Origin of the sequence: Nocardia sp. PE-7 (assembly GCF_030486425.1) — a bacterium.
GTDB lineage: Bacteria > Actinomycetota > Actinomycetes > Mycobacteriales > Mycobacteriaceae > Nocardia > Nocardia salmonicida_A.
On the sequence record NZ_CP129614.1, the window covers coordinates 1,340,381 to 1,356,052 of the forward strand.

Genomic DNA, 15,672 nt, shown 5'->3' on the forward strand with positions numbered 1-15,672 from the left:
GTCGGTCGACTACCCGGCCTGCGGGAACTGCTTCCGATACTGCTCGCCCCAGGTCTCCATCAGCCCGATGATCGGGACGAGACCGCGGCCGAAGTCGGTCAGCTCGTACTCGACGCGGGGCGGGGCCTCCGGATACACGGTGCGGGTGAGCACGCCGTCGCGCTCGAGTTCGCGCAGCTGCGCGGTCAGCATTCGCTGGGTCACGTGCGGCATGGCGCGGCGCATCTCGTTGAACCGCGCCGTTCCCTCACTCAGATGGAAGACGATCATGCCCTTCCATTTGCCGCCGATCACATCGAGGGTGACTTCGACGGGGCAGTCGAAATCGAGATCCCGCTTACGTTTCGTCACGCACGTCCTCGTCTCACCGGCAAAGGTATGGAAAAGGGTACTGGGTAACAGAAATGTGCGTTCTTACGCGGATATTCCCCCTCGGGCAGGCTCGATCCCGTACACCGACCCGGTCCCGACAGGAGCATCAGAGATGGCCCAGCTACTTCAGCTCGACGCGAGCCCACGCCGTTCGCGCTCCCACACCCGCACGCTGACCGGGGAGTTCGTCGCGCGCTGGAGCGAGGGCCGACCCGGTGACACGGTGATCCGCCGCGACCTCGGCCACGAACCGCCGCCGCACCTCACCGAGGAGTGGATCGCCGCCGCCTTCACCGCACCGGCACAGCGCACCCCGCAGATGCGCGAGGTTCTTGCCCACAGCGACCGGCTGGTGGACGAGCTGTTCGCCTCCGACGTGCTGGTGCTCGGAGTGCCCATGTACAACTTCGGGGTACCGGCGATGCTGAAGGCCTATATCGACCAGATCGTCCGGGTCGGTCGCACGTTCTCCTTCGACCCCGATGCCGCGGCACCGTACACACCACTCACCTCGGGCAAGCGCGCCTTCGTCATCGTCGGCACCGGCGATGCCGGGTACGAGATGGGTGGTCCGCTGGCGAGCATGAATCACGTAGAGCCGTATCTGCGCACGGCGCTGGGCTTCATCGGTGTCGATGACGTCGAGTTCGTCTACACGGGCAACGATGAATTCGGCGGTGAGCGCCTACTGCGGTCTCTCGAACATGCCCGAAGCCGAGTCGCCGACCTGACTGCTGAGCGCGAACCGGCCGAAATAGCGAGCTGAACCAGCGTCGGTGCGCGGGGATGCCGAAACCCCGGACAGAGCCCGGGGTTTCGGTAGATCTCCAGGGTCAGCGAGTGGCGATGATCGCCGATCCATGACCGAACAGACCTTGGTTCACCGCGATGCCCGCGCGGGCGTTGTCGACCTGGCGGCCGTCGGCCTGGCCGCGCAACTGCCAGGTGAGTTCGCAGACCTGGGAGATGGCCTGGGCGGGGATGGCCTCACCGAAGCAGGCAAGGCCGCCGCTGGGATTCACCGGTACTCGTCCGCCCAATGTTGTTGCGCCACTGCGCAGCAGAGCCTCCGCTTCGCCCGTCTCGCAGAGCCCGATGTCCTCGTACCAGTCCAGTTCCAGAGCGGTGGAGAGGTCGTAGACTTCGGCGAAGGACAGGTCGGCGGGACCGATTCCGGCCTCTTCGTAGGCGGCGTGGGCGATGGCGGACCGGAAGGTGCGTGACGGGGGCTCGACGGCCACGGCGGAATCCGTCGAGAAATCCGGCAGGTCGAGCACGGTTTTCGGGAACGTCGGCGTGACCGTCGACAGCGCGGAGATGCGCACCGGATCCGCGATGCCGTGGCGGCGGGCGTAATCCATCGACGTCAGCACCAAGGCGGCTCCGCCGTCGCTGGTCGCGCAGATGTCGAGCAGCCGCAACGGGTCCGACACGATCGCCGAGGCGGAGATCTCCTCGACCGAGACTTCCTTGCGGTAGCGCGCATTCGGGTTGTTCAGGCCGTGCCGGGAGTTCTTCACCTTGACCGCGGCGAAGTCGTCGAGGGTGGCGCCGTGCAAGGCCATGCGGCGGCGGGCGTAGAGCGCGAAATAGATGGGATTGGTGGCGCCGAGCAGATGGAAACGCAACCAGTCGGGGTCGTCGCGGCGCTCGCCACCGACCGGCTGGAAGAAGCCCTTCGGAGTGGTGTCCGCGCCGACCACCAGCGCCACCTCGCACAGCCCGGCCAGGATCTGGGCGCGCGCGTTGGCGATGGCCTGTGCGCCGGAGGCGCAGGCGGCGTAGCTGCTCGAGATCTGCGCACCCGACCAACCCAGCGCCTGCGCGAACGTCGCGCCCGAGACGAATCCGGGGTAGCCGTTGCGGATGGTGTCCGCGCCGGCGATGTAGCCGACGTCGCGATGATTCAACCCGGCATCGGCCAGCGCCGCGCGCGCCGCCACCAGACCGTATTCGACGAAATTGCGCCCCCACTTGCCCCACGGGTGCATACCCGCACCGAGGACGGCGATGTCGCGATCGTTCGTATCAGTCATTGACCGGCCTCCACATCCACACCGTGTGCTCCGCGTCCTCGTCCTCGTACAGCGTGCCGACGGTCAATTCGACCGGCATGCCGACGGCCAGGTCGTCCACCGTGAGACCGCGCACGACCTGCCCGAGAACCACCATCTGCTCGACCTCGAGCTCCACCGCCGCGACGACGTAGGGCACGAAGGGATCGGCCGAGACGTAGGGCGCGGGCGGCTTGTATCGAGCGTCGGCATAGGACCAGATCCGGCCACGCGTGGAGAACAGGTACTCGACCAGCTCGGAGCCGTCATGGGTACCCGTGCATTGCGGATTGCGACAGGCGAGAGTGTTCTTCGGGAAGTACGGCGTGCCGCAGTCGTTGCAGCGAGTTCCCACGAGGCGAACCTGGCCGTCGTCCGCAGTGAACCAGTCAGCCACGGCGGGGCGTTGTTCTTTCTGCACGTGGCCGACGGTATAGGAACACGTTCTACTTTGGGGCGGAATTCCGTTCCAGCGCTGCTCGGGCGCGGGTACGGTGAGCGGATCGAGGATGCGATGACATCGATCTGGAGTACCGCGCGATGGGCACGAAAGCTATTGACCCGCAGTCGATTCGCAACGTCACGATCATCGGCGACGCCGACGGGACGGCCCGGGTGGTCCAACGTCTGCGCCGATGTTTCGGCGACACGGAGAACACGGTCCACTGGTCGACAGATCACCTCGAGCACACGATTCGCGTCGTCGAGTTGTCGAGCGAGGCCCCCGTAGCCGACCTGGAACGCGCCATCCGCGTAGCCGACGGAGTGATCGCGGTCGTGAACGCCGCCGCGCACAGCACCCCGCGGCTCGAAACCATGCTGCGAGTCGCCGACGACCACCAGGTCGCCCGTCTGTGCCTGATCACCGGACTCGATCGCCCGGGCGCGGACTTCGACCGCTGTGTTCGCACGATCGCCGAGATTCGCGGGGCGGCGCCGTTGGTATTGCAGGTCCCCGCGGGCACCTGTGCCGACTTCGACGGCGTCCTCGACCTGGTCACGATGGTGTTGCCCGGATCCGTAGGAAGTCATGGGGAACCCGTCGAGCGGTGGTACCGCGAACTCGTCGAGACCCTGGCCGACCGAGACCCCGCGGATTATCTCCTTCTCCGAGACCTGCACAACCGCATCCGCCGCCGCACTCGCAACGGTGACGTCGTGCCCATCCTGTGCGACACGCCCCTCGCGAGCGACGACATCGCCCCACTGCTGGACGCCATCGTCCGCTACCTGCCATCCCCCCTGTACGTCTGCCAGCCGGAACACGCCCTCGACTACTGACAGCCGCAGTTGGGGGCATGAGCGGACGGGCGCGCCCTGCTCGCCGCGGGGTCGGTGTGCCCGGTCGTAGGACCTATCCGACGAAGTGCATAATCGAACATATGTGCGACTCGATTCGGCTCTACCTGCGCAATGGACGCTGGACGGAACCAGCGCCGCGCTTCTGCCCGAATGGGCACCGACTCGGGGCGGGGCGCTCGCTCGTCAGCGTGATGCCCTGCCGCCGGATCGGCGGACATCACCGAACGCACACCTGTCTCGCCTGTTCCACCACCATCTACTGTCCGCCGATTCACACCGATTGCGAGCACTAGTTCTGCGCCGTCGAAAAAGGAGCTGCTGTGCGGGCCGATTATGTGGGGATGATGATGGACCCGCAGGAGTTGGCGCCGACGGCGCATCCGATCGCGGTGAACACCGACTGCAACAGGCTGGAGGAGCCGGTGCCCAACGAGCTGCTGCCCGAAGGGGTTGGGAGGATCACGCGGGCAATAGGGTACCGACTACGGCGCCGACCCCACCGCCGACCGCGCTACCTGCTACGGATCCGACCTGCACGAAGCTGACTCCCGCCGTGACGCAGCCGATAATCGCACCGGCGACGGCCAAGATTCCAGCGGTCGTGGCACCTACTGCGGCACCGGTTCCGAGCCCGCCGAGCGCGCAGCCGGCGGCGAAACCGATCGCACCGCCCACTGCGGCACCGATGACTCGCCCCAATTCGATGGCGCCGGGAATGTCGCGCTGACGGCTCTCGGTTGACGGGCTGCTGATTGCGGTCACGGCTGCGGCTACCGGTGTTTCGGCGGGTACCGGCGACACAGGTGCAAGCTCGAGCGCGGCTGATTGTGCCTGATCGGCCGTCAATCGCAGTGTGCCGTCGCTGATATCGGCGGCGAACGGGATCGACCGACCGGCGAGCTCGAACGTCAACGGCACCCGGAGGACTACCGTCCCGGCCGAGTCGGTGAGCTCGACCGCATTTCCAGCGCGCCGGAAACTCCCGGAACTGACTTCGGCGACCACCGTCGCCCCTTCGACGCGGGTATCCCAATTGATCTGTGCTACCGGAGCTGCCGAGGCGGATCCGGTAGCACTCACCATTGTCCCCAGCATCGCGACGCCGGTCAGAGCCGACGCCAGTGCAATTCGAACCTTACGCATCGTTGCGTTCTCCCATTCACGTGGCGATCCGACGAAGCCCGGCTGGAAAGGCCGAAGCCGGCTGCGACGCAACCACCACACCGCGCACTGTGCGACGAAATAGCCACTGCGCGTTGCGATTATCCGAAATCGGCATCATCGAGAATGGAAGTGTAGCGGAAGTGTTTCACTTTCGGGACGGCTATGGAGACTTGTCCGGACGGGCCCGACGGCCGAGCTGAAAGCCCGCTCAGCCCGTGCGTCGTGGCGGTATCGCCGAGGGCACACTGAGAAGGGTGATCGGCCTCGTTGAAATGCTCCTCGATTTCGTTGCCATCGTCGAGCAATTCAGTGATGGTTCACATCAACACCTGCCGCTATTCGGCTTATTGTCGGTGGAACACCAGCGACGTTTATTGCGTGAGTTGTTATACGTAATAGTCGATTCCCGGACTGAGTTCCATTGCGTGACGAGTTCCGCCCTTGCCCGCCTCCCGCTGTCCGGTGAACTCTCTCCAACCGGGCATTGCGCACCGCGGGCCCTCGCCATCGCCGCTGGACTGGTCACTGCCGCCGCGCAATCCCTCCGGGTTCGGACAGCAGCTCATCTCTCCCTGCAGGGAGGTCACCTGTGGTGGCTGGTCGGTAGTGGTGCAGGCACCACCGGGTATCGGGGTGGCTGCAGGCTCCTCAGAGCAGGTCGTTCGCCCTAGTTTCATGGGATGCGAATGAGACTTGCGATGCTGGGGATGACGGTTGTGATGGCCACATCGTGCGGCCTGGACAATGCGCCCGATGCCATGGAGGCGGGCCGAGCACAGGTCACCGACGCGCTGAACAGTGCGGTGCGCCAGGGCTATCCGGGCGGTCAGGCGGTGATCACCGATGGCGGCCACACCTGGACGGTCACCGCAGGGGTAGCGGACTTGAATACGGGCAGGCCGTTCCCCGACGGTGCTCGGCTCCGGATAGCCAGCAACACCAAGCCGTTCGTCGCCACCGTGATGCTGCAATTGGTGGCCGAGGGCAAGGTCGAGTTGGATGCGCCGGTGGAACGGTATCTTCCGGGCGTGGTGCACGGGCCGGGCATCGACGGCAATCGGATCACCATCCGAAACCTGTTGCAGCACACCAGTGGCCTCCCCGAATACGCGGCCGAGTTCGGGACCCCACCCGAACCGGGCCAGATCGCCGGGCTCACCGAGGAAGTCCGATGGGGGACAACGGATATCGCCGAAGCGATCCGCACCGTGCTCACCACGCCCGCCGATTTCGAGCCCGATGCGCAATGGGCGTACTCCAACACGAACTACGCCGTCGCCGGGATGATGATCGAGAAGATCACCGGAAATCCGATCGGCACCGAGATCACCCACCGCATCATCGAGCCGCTCGGCTTGCGCGACACCTACTATCCGAGTCCCGACGAAGTCGACATCCGTGGCCCACATCCCCAGGGCTACACCGAAATCGGTGGCGTGCGAGTCGACTACACCAGCCAGAACGTCTCGTGGGCCGGCGCGGCAGGCGCAATGGTCGCCTCCGGCGCGGACCTGAACCGCTTCTTCATCGCCCTGCTGGACGGAAAGCTGCTTCCCCCCACGCAATTGGCGGAAATGAAGAACGTCCGGTCGACCGGAGTGGACAGCACATGGGCATACGGCCTCGGCCTGGCGCGGATCACCATGTCGTGCGGCAACGAACTCTGGGGCCACACCGGCGGCCTCTCGGGCACGGTGACCTACGACGGCGTAGTCCCCGCCACCGGCCGCGCCGTAACCATCGCCCTCAACCAGGACCTGATGGACGACCGCTACGACGAAGGCTCCCGCGCCTTGGACGCTGCCGCCTGCCCGGCACCCTAGGGCCAGTGTCGAAGTCCGGCCCGGGGCCGTCATCGTGCAGCTGATCACCGCGAAATGACGGCAGGTGCCGATCACGCGGTGCTCCGGTTCTCTCCGGGACGATCGTCACCCGCCGAAATCGGAAGCGCTCCTGCCCCGGACTGCGTGGGACACCTCGAAAAGCTTGGGGCCGATCGCTATCCGTCCGCATCGGGGAGGGTGATCTCCTGTGGAGTTTTGTCGGTTCGGATTCCCCGGAAGCTGGGGTGTCGTAGTAGGCCGTCGCCGCTGATCTCGCGGTACTCGATGTCGGCAACGAAGATCGGTTCGACCCACCACGCGGTGTGTTCGATGGGCGGCGGTGGTGGGTTGTCGAGGGGGCTGGTTTCGCGGCGGACCTTGTCGAGTGCGGCGCGGAGGCTGCGTCGTGATGCCGCGGTGAAACCGGTGCCGACTCCGCCGATGTAGCGCAGGCGTCCATCGGGGGTGTGTCCGGCGAGGACGAGGCCGCCGAAGGTGGCGGCGTTGGCGCCGTTGCCGGGGACCGCGCCGACGATCACGGCCTCGGTCGTGCGCCGCAAGACCACCTTCGTCCACGCGGGCGAGCGGCGGCCGGGTTCGTAGACCGAGTCGCCGTGTTTGCAGACGATGCCTTCCATCCCGGAATCGGCGGCGACCCGCAGCAGTTCCTCGGCGGCGGTTTCGGCCAACGGCCACATCGGGGGAACCCGCACGTGCTCACCGTCGTCGAGGGTGAGGTCGGCGAGTTCGGCGCGGCGGGTGTGGTAGGGGTCGTCGAGCAGTGTCTGGTCGTCGACGCCGAGGAGGTCGAACACGATGTAGTCGACTCGTACCTGGTCGATCAGCAGGGCTGTGGGGCGTCGGACGTGCATGCGTCGTTGTAATCGGGAGAAGGAGGGGGCGCCGTGGTTGTCGGGGGCGACGAGTTCGCCGTCGAGCAGCATGGTGCGTCCGTCGGTGATCTCGGTCAGCGCGGTGACGATCTCGGGGTAGGACCCGGTGATCTCGCGTAAGTTGCGGCTGAACAGGCTGATCCTGGTCGGGGTGCAGTGCGCGATCGCGCGGACGCCGTCCCATTTCATTTCCGCGTACCAGCCGCCTGGCGGCTGTGGTGGCCGTCCGGCCTTCGCCAGCATCGGTGCAGGCACCGTGAGACCCACAAGATCAGCTTATGCCGGTCCCGGAGTCGTGCCGCTCGGGCGATGGATGCTCGGCGCGGCGTCGGACCAACCGCCAAGGGCCACTATGGACGGTTACCCTGCCCCACGTTTGCCCATGGCGTGGGGCAGACGCAAACGTTCAGGCCATCTTGCAGGTCTGCTGCCTGCAACTTCCTAGGTGGGCGCAGAGGGGATCGAACCCCCGACCGCTGGTGTGTAAAACCAGTGCTCTACCGCTGAGCTATACGCCCTGGCACCGCCGGGGAGTACCGGCGGTGTCGGGTTATGAATCTAGCGCGGCGAGGGCTTTCTCCCAAGCCGCCTGGTCACGGGCTTGTCCGGGGCCGTTCATCTCCGCGAAAGTGATGTAGCCGGACTTGTCGACAACGAAGGTCCCGCGGTTGGGGTAGCCGGATTTCTCGTTGAAGACGTCGTAGGACTGGGTGACGGCGCCGTGCGGCCAGAAGTCCGACAGCAGGGGGAACAGGTAGCCCTGCTCCGCGGCCCAGATCTTGTGGGTGGGTGGAGGGCCGACGGAGATCGCGATGATCTCGGCGTCGTCGTTCTGGAACTTGGGCAGCTCGTCCCGGACCTTGCACAGCTCGCCCTGGCAGATGCCGGTGAAGGCGAGTGGATAGAACACCAGCAGCACGTTCTTCTTGCCGCGATAGTCCGACAGGGTGACGGGCTGGTTGTTCTGGTCCTTGAGCGTGAAATCCGGCGCGAGAGTGCCAACCTCTAGCGGCATACTACGAATCCTCCGTCGTGTCGGGTCCCAGCCGGGCTCGCGAGCCCAACTGAGACCCTAGCGAACGGCGGATTCAGCGCTGTTTGGACGGTGCCTTCGGCTGGACGAGCCGTGAGGCCGTCCAACTGCCGAGGCTGATGGTGGATGTCTGGGTCAGGCCGGCCGTGGGTGCGGCTTCGGCGATCTCGCTCGGATCGACATGGCCTTGTTGACCGGTTTTGGGGGTGAGGACCCAGATGAAGCCTTCATCGGCCAGCGGGCTGATGGCATCCATCAGCTCGTCGGCCAGATCGCCGTCACCTTCTCGCCACCACAGCAGGACGGCGTCGACGACCTCATCGGAGTCTTCGTCGACCATTTCGCCGCCGCTGACCTCCTCGATCTCGGCGCGCAATGCGTCGTCGGTGTCCTCGTCCCAGCCCAATTCCTGAACAACCAAGCCGTGAGAAATGCCAAGCTTCTGAGCGTAGTTCTGCGCGTCCGCCGCGGCGACCACGGTGGTGTCCTCCCTAAACTTCCGACAGTAAGATAGGTGCAAGCGAACATGGTTATCGGCCGCAGCGCAAGCTGATCGGATGAATTGGGACCGTATGCCGCGTGTCGGCAGGGCAAAATCGGCCGTCTCAGCAGGCGTCGTGGACGGCCGTTCGTGCCTGGTTGATGGCCCGACTGGCCTCGTTGAGCTTGCCGACAGGTGAGTTGTAGGTCATCTTTCTGGTTTGCGCGGCCAGCTCACGCGCCGCGACGACGTAGGCGGTGAACTTGTCGGCCAATTCGGTCGGCAAGGCGCCCGCCGCGGTGACGATGCCCGACTCGACCTTGGTCGCCGCGTTGTCGAGGGTGGTAGCCGCGGACTCGCGCTTGGCGGCGTAGTCGGGGGCGTTCGCGTCGTGCGCGGAGACGAAGTCGTTGTAGGCGGTGACGCCGGCCCCGGTGGTGGTGGCGAACTGCCCACAGTTGTCGGTGATCGCCCGCTCTCGCGCCGCCGCGGCGCGCGAGGACGCGGCTGCCGAGGAAGACGCGGCGGCCGCGGTTTTGTAGGCGGCCACTTCGGCCGCGTCGGTCGTCGGCGTACCGGGGATCTGCTCGGCACAACCGGCTATCACCGACCCCGCGGTCACGGCGACAAAGGCGCAGATCAGCCCCAGCCGACGCGCGTGCAGCACCCTCATCGTTCGGCGTTCCCTCTCACTCACCTGCGCGACTCGTATTCCCCCGCAGAACCTACCTAATGGTATTCCCGCTCAGGTGATGACCTGGGCAGCCGTTTCGGTAAGGATGGGGGTGCACCCGAACCTTTCGTAACGGGTGGTCCGCACACCAAGCGGGCAGGCCCGGGGATAGCGACGCCGACCAAGCAGTTCAGCCCCCATCACGAGGAGCAGATTTGACCGACCTGATCCACTCTGCAGCTTCCAACGATCCAGTAGCGACCTCCGCCGCGGGCGGTGAATCCACCACCAAACCCACTGGTGAACGGGTGCGGGTCATCCGCGAAGGAGTGGCGTCGTATCTACCGGATATCGATCCCGAGGAGACCAGCGAATGGCTGGAATCCTTCGATGACATGCTCGACCGCGAAGGCCCCGGCCGCGCGCGGTACCTGATGTTGCGCTTGCTCGAGCGCGCAGGCGAACGCCGTGTCTCGATTCCGGCGCTCACCTCCACCGATTACGTCAATACGATTCCCACCGAGAACGAGCCGTGGTTCCCCGGTGACGAGGAAGTCGAGCGCCGCTTCCGCGCCTGGATCCGGTGGAACGCCGCGATCATGGTGCATCGCGCGCAGCGCCCCGGAATCGGTGTCGGCGGTCATATTTCGACCTACGCGTCCTCGGCGGCGCTCTACGAGGTGGGTTTCAACCACTTCTTCCGCGGCAAGGATCACCCCGGCGGCGGCGACCACGTCTACATCCAGGGCCACGCCTCGCCCGGCATCTACGCGCGTGGCTTCCTCGAGGGCCGCCTCAGCACGGACCGGCTCGACGGATTCCGTCAGGAATACAGCCACGGCGGCCTTGGCAAGGGCCTGCCGTCCTACCCGCATCCGCGGCTGATGCCGGACTTCTGGGAATTCCCGACGGTGTCGATGGGCCTTGGCCCGATGAACGCGATCTACCAGGCCAGGTTCAACCACTACCTCACCGATCGCGGCATCAAGGACACCTCCGACCAACACGTCTGGGCCTTCCTCGGCGACGGCGAGATGGACGAACCCGAGTCGCGCGGCCTGATCCAGGTGGCCGCCAACGAGGCGCTCGACAACCTCACCTTCGTGATCAACTGCAACCTGCAGCGACTCGACGGCCCGGTGCGCGGCAACGGCAAGATCATCCAGGAACTGGAGTCGTTCTTCCGCGGCGCCGGGTGGAACGTGATCAAGGTGGTCTGGGGCCGCGAGTGGGACGCGCTGCTCGGCGCCGACCGCGACGGCGCGCTGGTGAACCTGATGAACTCCACCCCCGACGGTGATTACCAGACCTACAAGGCCAACGATGGCGCGTACGTGCGCGACCACTTCTTCGGCCGCGACCCGCGCACGAAGGCGCTGGTGCAGAACATGTCCGACAGCGAGATCTGGAACCTCAAGCGCGGCGGCCACGACTACCGCAAGGTCTACGCGGCGTACTCGGCGGCGATGGCGCACAAGGGCCAGCCGACGGTGATCCTGGCCAAGACGATCAAGGGCTACACCCTCGGCAAGCACTTCGAGGGCCGCAACGCCACCCATCAGATGAAGAAGCTGGCGCTGCAGGACCTCAAGGACTTCCGCGATCTGCAGCGCATCCCGATCAGCGATGCCGAGCTGGAGAAGGACCCGTACCTGCCGCCGTACTACCACCCCGGCATGAACGATCCGGCGATCGAGTACATGCTGGCCCGGCGCAAGTCACTCGGCGGTTTCGTGCCGGAGCGACGCTCGCCCGCCGCACCGCTGAAACTACCGGGCGACGAGGCCTACCGCTCGGTGCGCAAGGGTTCGGGCAAGCAGAAGGTCGCCACCACGATGGCCCTGGTGCGCCTGGTCAAGGAACTGTTGCGCGACAAGGAGATCGGCAAGCGCATCGTGCCGATCATCCCCGACGAGGCCCGCACCTTCGGCATGGACTCGTGGTTCCCGACGCTGAAGATCTACAACCGCAACGGCCAGCTCTACACCTCGGTCGACGCGGAACTGATGCTCGCCTACAAGGAGAGCGCGGTCGGCCAGATCCTGCACGAGGGCATCAACGAAGCCGGTTCCACCGCCTCGTTCACCGCGGTCGCCACCTCCTACGCCACCCACGGCGAGCCGATGATCCCGCTCTACATCTTCTATTCGATGTTCGGGTTCCAGCGCACCGGCGACAGCTTCTGGGCCGCGGCCGACCAGCTCGCGCGCGGATTCGTCCTCGGCGCCACCGCGGGCCGCACCACCCTCACCGGTGAGGGCTTGCAGCACAACGACGGGCAGTCGCTGCTGCTGGCATCGTCGAATCCCGCGGTGGTGACCTACGATCCGGCGTTCTCGTTCGAGATCGCGCACATCGTGCGTGACGGACTGCGCCGGATGTACGGCGGCGGCGAGGCTCCGGCCAGTGAGCTGCCCGGTACCGAGGTGTCCGCGGTCGGCACGTTCGGCGGGGAGAACATCTTCTACTACATCACCCTGTACAACGAGCCCTACCAGCAGCCGGCCGAGCCCGACGACCTCGACGTGGCGGGTCTGCTCAAGGGTCTGTACCTGTACCAGGATGGTGGTGAGGGCGAGGTCCGTGCCCAGATCCTGGTCTCCGGCGTGACCGTGCCCGACGGGTTGCGCGCGCAGGCGATGCTGGCGCAGGAGTGGGGTGTGGCCGCGGATGTGTGGTCGGTGACCTCGTTCGGCGAGCTGCGCCGGGAGGCGCTCGACAAGGAGATCGCGGCGCTCAAGCACCCCGATGTCGATTCGGGTTCGCCGTATGTCACCCAGGCGCTCTCGGCCGCGCGTGGCCCGGTGGTCGCCGCGACGGACTGGATGCGTGCGGTGCCCGATCAGATCCGGCAGTGGGTGCCCGGCGACTACATCACCCTCGGCACCGACGGGTTCGGCTTCTCCGACACCCGCACGGCCGCGCGCCGGGTGTTCAACGTCGACGCGCAGTCCATCGTGGTCGCGGTGCTGGAAGGTCTCGTCAGGGACGGCACGTTCGACAAGGCCAAGGCGGTGGAAGCGGCCGCGAAATACGGCATCGACAGCGTGTCCGCCGCGCCGAAGCCGAGTGCGGACGCGGCAGAGGAACTCGCGTAGCGGACTATTGGACTGTGGAGCGCAAACCGCCGCGGCCCCGTCGGATCACCGAGGGCACCAGCGAACACGAGGTCTATCTGCCGACGGGGGCTCTGTCCCCGAATCGGCAGACCCGTGATCCGCTGCCCGACACGCTGCTCAAGCGGGTCAAGCAGTTCTCGGGCCGGCTGTCCACCGAGGCGGTGGGGTCGATGCAGGATCGGCTGCCGTTCTTCGCCGATCTGGACGCCGCGCAGCGAGCGGGCGTGCAGATGCTGGTGCAGACGGCGGTCGTGAACTTCCTGGAGTGGTTGCAGGATCCCGATTCCGATATCCGCTTCAGCCTGGACGCGTTCCAGGTGATTCCGCAGGATCTGGCGCGGCGGCTCACGCTGCGCCAGACCGTGGACATGGTGCGGGTGGCCATGGACTTCTTCGAACAGTGGCTGCCCGCGCTGGCGCGCAACGATCGTCAGCTGGTGGCGCTCACCGAGGCGGTGCTGCGATACGGGCGTGAGCTCGGCTTCGCGGCCGCCTCGGTGTATGCCAGCGCCGCCGAGTCGCGCGGCGCCTGGGATACCCGCCTGGAGGCCCTGGTGGTCGACGCGGTGGTCCGGGGCGACACAGGTCCGGACATGCTTTCGCGGGCCGCCACGTTGAACTGGGACGCCACGGCGCCCGCCACGGTGCTGGTCGGCACACCGCCGCTGGACCAGGGCGTGTCGACGGTCGGCGCCGTGCACACGATCGCGACCAAACACGGCAGGGCCGCGCTGGCGGTGGTGCAGGGTGCGCGACTGGTGATGGTGGTGAGCGGGCACCTGGGGGAGTCGGGCATCGGCTCGCCGTTCCTCACCGATCTGCTGGCCGAGGTGTTCTCCGACGGCCCGGTGGTGATCGGCCCCACGATGCGCACCCTCGGCGCCGCGCACGCGTCGGCGATCGAGGCATTGGCGGGGATGGAGGCCGTTGTCGGCTGGCGCGGGGCGCCAAGGCCCGTTCACGCGACGGAGTTGTTGCCCGAACGCGCGTTGCTGGGCGATAGAGCTGCGATAGAGGCGTTGAACGAGTATCTTGTGCTCCCGTTGGCCGCTGCCGGATCTTCGTTATCCGACACACTCGACGCGTACCTGGATTGTGGCGGAGCAGTAGAAACTTGCGCTCGGCAGCTGTACGTCCATCCAAATACCGTCCGGTACCGACTCAAGCGAATCGGCGAAGTCACCGGCCGTGATCCGATGAATCCTCGCGACGCGTATGTGCTCCGAATTGCAGCAACAGTGGGCCGTTTGACACGAACGCATAACGAATCGTCTCCTCCTGTCACAGAAACCCCACCCATCCCAATGGCCAAGGACCCCCTGTAACGGGATCGGGGAAACGGTCGATCCCGACACCCCACCTCGGATTTTGTGGGACCCCTACAAAAGCGATCGGAAAGCTTCATTCGCGCCGACATCTCATGCGGCGGGGGTCACAGTGTTGTCTTAGGGGGTGATCGCGTTGCTTACCCCTGGACAGGGGTCCCAGACACCCGGCATGCTCACGCCGTGGCTCGCACTTCCCGGTGCGACTGATCGCCTCGAGCTCTGGTCGAAGGCCGCCGGCCTCGACCTGGTCCGTCTCGGCACCACCGCGACGGCCGAGGAGATCGTCGACACCGCGGTGACGCAGCCGCTCGTGGTCGCCGCCGCACTGCTCGCGTTCGCCGAAATCGCCCCCGGGTCGATTCCGGCGGATACAGTCGTCGCCGGACACTCCGTCGGTGAATTCGCCGCAGCCGCTGTCGCCGGTGTCATCACCGCCGACGAGGCAGTCGCCCTCGCCGCCATCCGCGGCCGGGAGATGGCCAAGGCCTGTGCGCTGGAGCCGACCGGTATGTCCGCGGTGCTCGGTGGTGACGAAGCCACCGTGCTCGCACGGCTCGCCGAACTCGATCTCGTCCCGGCCAACCGCAACGCGGTGGGCCAGATCGTGGCAGCGGGCAGCCTGGAAGCTCTGGCGGAGCTCGCCGCGAACCCGCCGGAGAAGGCACGGGTCCGCGCGTTGCCCGTCGCCGGTGCGTTCCACACCGTCTTCATGGCCCCGGCACAGGAAGCTGTCGCCGATGCCATCGCCCAGATCTCGCCCAGCGACCCGATCCGGACGCTGCTGTCGAACTTCGACGGACAACCGGTCACCTCGGGCGCCGACGCGATCGAAAAGCTCGCCGCTCAGGTCACTCGCCCCGTGCGTTGGGACCTGTGCAACGAGACCATCCGCGCCGCGGCCGTCTCGGCCGTGGTCGAGTTGCCGCCCGCGGGCACGCTGGTCGGCATCGCCAAGCGGGAATTGAAGGGCACGCCCAATCTGGCCCTCAAGACCCCCGAAGACCTCCCCGCGTTGGTCGAACTGACCACCTCGGGCTAGCTTTCCCCCCGGCGGTCGTGCACAGCGAAGTGCAGGCCGTTCACGAACCCTACAAATAGCAACAAGAAGGGAGCCACCAAAGTGGCCGCTCTGACCCAGGAACAGATCGTCGAAGAACTCGGCAAGATCATCGAAGAGGTTACGGGTATCGAACCCTCCGAGGTGACCCTCGAGAAGTCCTTCGTCGACGACCTGGACATCGACTCGCTGTCCATGGTCGAGATCGCTGTGCAGATGGAAGACAAGTACGGCGTCAAGATCCCCGATGAGGATCTGGCCAGCCTGAAGACCGTCGGCGACTCCGTCGCTTACGTCCAGAAGCTCGAGGCCGAGAACGCCGACGTCGCCGCCGAGCTCAAGGCCAAGTTCGACAGCGCCGGCGAGTAGGGCC

At 66.2% G+C, this 15,672-nt stretch carries 15 protein-coding genes and 1 tRNA gene; 7 read left to right on the top strand and 9 right to left on the bottom strand.

Annotated elements, in window-relative coordinates; translation table 11 throughout:
- Window positions 1-9 precede the first annotated feature (9 nt).
- Window positions 10-351 carry a winged helix-turn-helix transcriptional regulator gene (locus tag QX204_RS06305; protein WP_301905637.1) on the bottom strand — a complete coding sequence of 114 codons (342 nt, stop codon included), beginning with the start codon at window positions 349-351 and terminating at the stop codon, window positions 10-12.
- Window positions 352-484: 133 nt separating this feature from the next.
- Here QX204_RS06305 and QX204_RS06310 point away from each other — a divergent pair, with 133 nt between their 5' ends.
- Window positions 485-1,138, top strand: coding sequence for an FMN-dependent NADH-azoreductase (locus QX204_RS06310; protein ID WP_301905638.1), 654 nt, complete (start codon window positions 485-487; stop codon window positions 1,136-1,138).
- Between the two features lie 67 nt (window positions 1,139-1,205).
- Here QX204_RS06310 and QX204_RS06315 read toward each other — a convergent pair whose 3' ends face one another.
- Window positions 1,206-2,408, bottom strand: a complete 1,203-nt coding sequence (locus tag QX204_RS06315) for a lipid-transfer protein (protein ID WP_301905639.1) — start codon at window positions 2,406-2,408, stop codon at window positions 1,206-1,208.
- Window positions 2,401-2,823, bottom strand: coding sequence for a Zn-ribbon domain-containing OB-fold protein (locus QX204_RS06320; protein WP_301907930.1), 423 nt, complete (start codon window positions 2,821-2,823; stop codon window positions 2,401-2,403). The genes QX204_RS06315 and QX204_RS06320 overlap by 8 nt, the downstream gene beginning before the upstream one ends.
- A gap of 143 nt (window positions 2,824-2,966) precedes the next feature.
- Here QX204_RS06320 and QX204_RS06325 point away from each other — a divergent pair, with 143 nt between their 5' ends.
- Entirely contained in the window at window positions 2,967-3,707 is a 741-nt protein-coding gene (locus QX204_RS06325; RefSeq protein ID WP_301905640.1) for a GTP-binding protein, read from the top strand.
- Window positions 3,708-4,187: 480 nt separating this feature from the next.
- On the opposite strand, the gene QX204_RS06330 is transcribed toward QX204_RS06325, so the two are convergent.
- Window positions 4,188-4,871, bottom strand: coding sequence for a DUF8020 domain-containing protein (locus QX204_RS06330; RefSeq protein WP_301905642.1), 684 nt, complete (start codon window positions 4,869-4,871; stop codon window positions 4,188-4,190).
- A 728-nt stretch (window positions 4,872-5,599) separates the two neighbouring features.
- Between QX204_RS06330 and QX204_RS06335 the strand changes: the two genes are divergently transcribed.
- On the top strand, window positions 5,600-6,715 hold the full coding sequence (locus QX204_RS06335) for a serine hydrolase domain-containing protein (protein WP_301905643.1): 1,116 nt from the start codon (window positions 5,600-5,602) through the stop codon (window positions 6,713-6,715).
- 176 nt (window positions 6,716-6,891) lie between these two features.
- On the opposite strand, the gene ligD is transcribed toward QX204_RS06335, so the two are convergent.
- From ligD to QX204_RS06360, 5 genes are all read right to left on the bottom strand, one after another.
- On the bottom strand, window positions 6,892-7,875 hold the full coding sequence (ligD, locus tag QX204_RS06340; RefSeq protein WP_301905645.1) for a non-homologous end-joining DNA ligase: 984 nt from the start codon (window positions 7,873-7,875) through the stop codon (window positions 6,892-6,894).
- A 179-nt stretch (window positions 7,876-8,054) separates the two neighbouring features.
- A tRNA-Val gene (locus tag QX204_RS06345) sits at window positions 8,055-8,126 on the bottom strand.
- 32 nt (window positions 8,127-8,158) lie between these two features.
- Window positions 8,159-8,623: a peroxiredoxin gene (locus QX204_RS06350; protein WP_056821170.1), complete on the bottom strand. Its 465-nt coding sequence runs from the start codon at window positions 8,621-8,623 to the stop codon at window positions 8,159-8,161.
- A gap of 73 nt (window positions 8,624-8,696) precedes the next feature.
- Window positions 8,697-9,119: a DUF3052 domain-containing protein gene (locus QX204_RS06355; RefSeq protein ID WP_056821168.1), complete on the bottom strand. Its 423-nt coding sequence runs from the start codon at window positions 9,117-9,119 to the stop codon at window positions 8,697-8,699.
- A 127-nt stretch (window positions 9,120-9,246) separates the two neighbouring features.
- Window positions 9,247-9,795, bottom strand: coding sequence for an Rv2240c family protein (locus tag QX204_RS06360; RefSeq protein ID WP_301905646.1), 549 nt, complete (start codon window positions 9,793-9,795; stop codon window positions 9,247-9,249).
- Between the two features lie 308 nt (window positions 9,796-10,103).
- Between QX204_RS06360 and aceE the strand changes: the two genes are divergently transcribed.
- From aceE to acpM, 4 genes are all read left to right on the top strand, one after another.
- Window positions 10,104-12,893, top strand: coding sequence for a pyruvate dehydrogenase (acetyl-transferring), homodimeric type (aceE, locus tag QX204_RS06365; protein ID WP_301907931.1), 2,790 nt, complete (start codon window positions 10,104-10,106; stop codon window positions 12,891-12,893).
- A 44-nt stretch (window positions 12,894-12,937) separates the two neighbouring features.
- Complete coding sequence (locus QX204_RS06370; protein ID WP_174551937.1) at window positions 12,938-14,239, top strand: PucR family transcriptional regulator; 1,302 nt, start codon at window positions 12,938-12,940, stop codon at window positions 14,237-14,239.
- 127 nt (window positions 14,240-14,366) lie between these two features.
- Window positions 14,367-15,281 (top strand): ACP S-malonyltransferase, encoded by a 915-nt coding sequence (locus tag QX204_RS06375; RefSeq protein ID WP_056821160.1) that lies wholly within the window; start codon window positions 14,367-14,369, stop codon window positions 15,279-15,281.
- Between the two features lie 81 nt (window positions 15,282-15,362).
- Window positions 15,363-15,668: a meromycolate extension acyl carrier protein AcpM gene (acpM, locus tag QX204_RS06380; protein ID WP_056821158.1), complete on the top strand. Its 306-nt coding sequence runs from the start codon at window positions 15,363-15,365 to the stop codon at window positions 15,666-15,668.
- Window positions 15,669-15,672: the final 4 nt, after the last annotated feature.

Bases quoted from the DNA above. Each gene is read 5' to 3' on its own strand.
- QX204_RS06315 (WP_301905639.1), bottom strand. From the start codon at position 2,408: ATGACTGATACGAACGATCGCGACATCGCCGTCCTCGGTGCGGGTATG.
- QX204_RS06310 (WP_301905638.1), top strand. From the start codon at position 485: ATGGCCCAGCTACTTCAGCTCGACGCGAGCCCACGCCGTTCGCGCTCC.
- QX204_RS06325 (WP_301905640.1), top strand. From the start codon at position 2,967: ATGGGCACGAAAGCTATTGACCCGCAGTCGATTCGCAACGTCACGATC.
- QX204_RS06330 (WP_301905642.1), bottom strand. From the start codon at position 4,871: ATGCGTAAGGTTCGAATTGCACTGGCGTCGGCTCTGACCGGCGTCGCG.
- QX204_RS06360 (WP_301905646.1), bottom strand. From the start codon at position 9,795: ATGAGGGTGCTGCACGCGCGTCGGCTGGGGCTGATCTGCGCCTTTGTC.
- QX204_RS06335 (WP_301905643.1), top strand. From the start codon at position 5,600: ATGACGGTTGTGATGGCCACATCGTGCGGCCTGGACAATGCGCCCGAT.
- QX204_RS06350 (WP_056821170.1), bottom strand. From the start codon at position 8,623: ATGCCGCTAGAGGTTGGCACTCTCGCGCCGGATTTCACGCTCAAGGAC.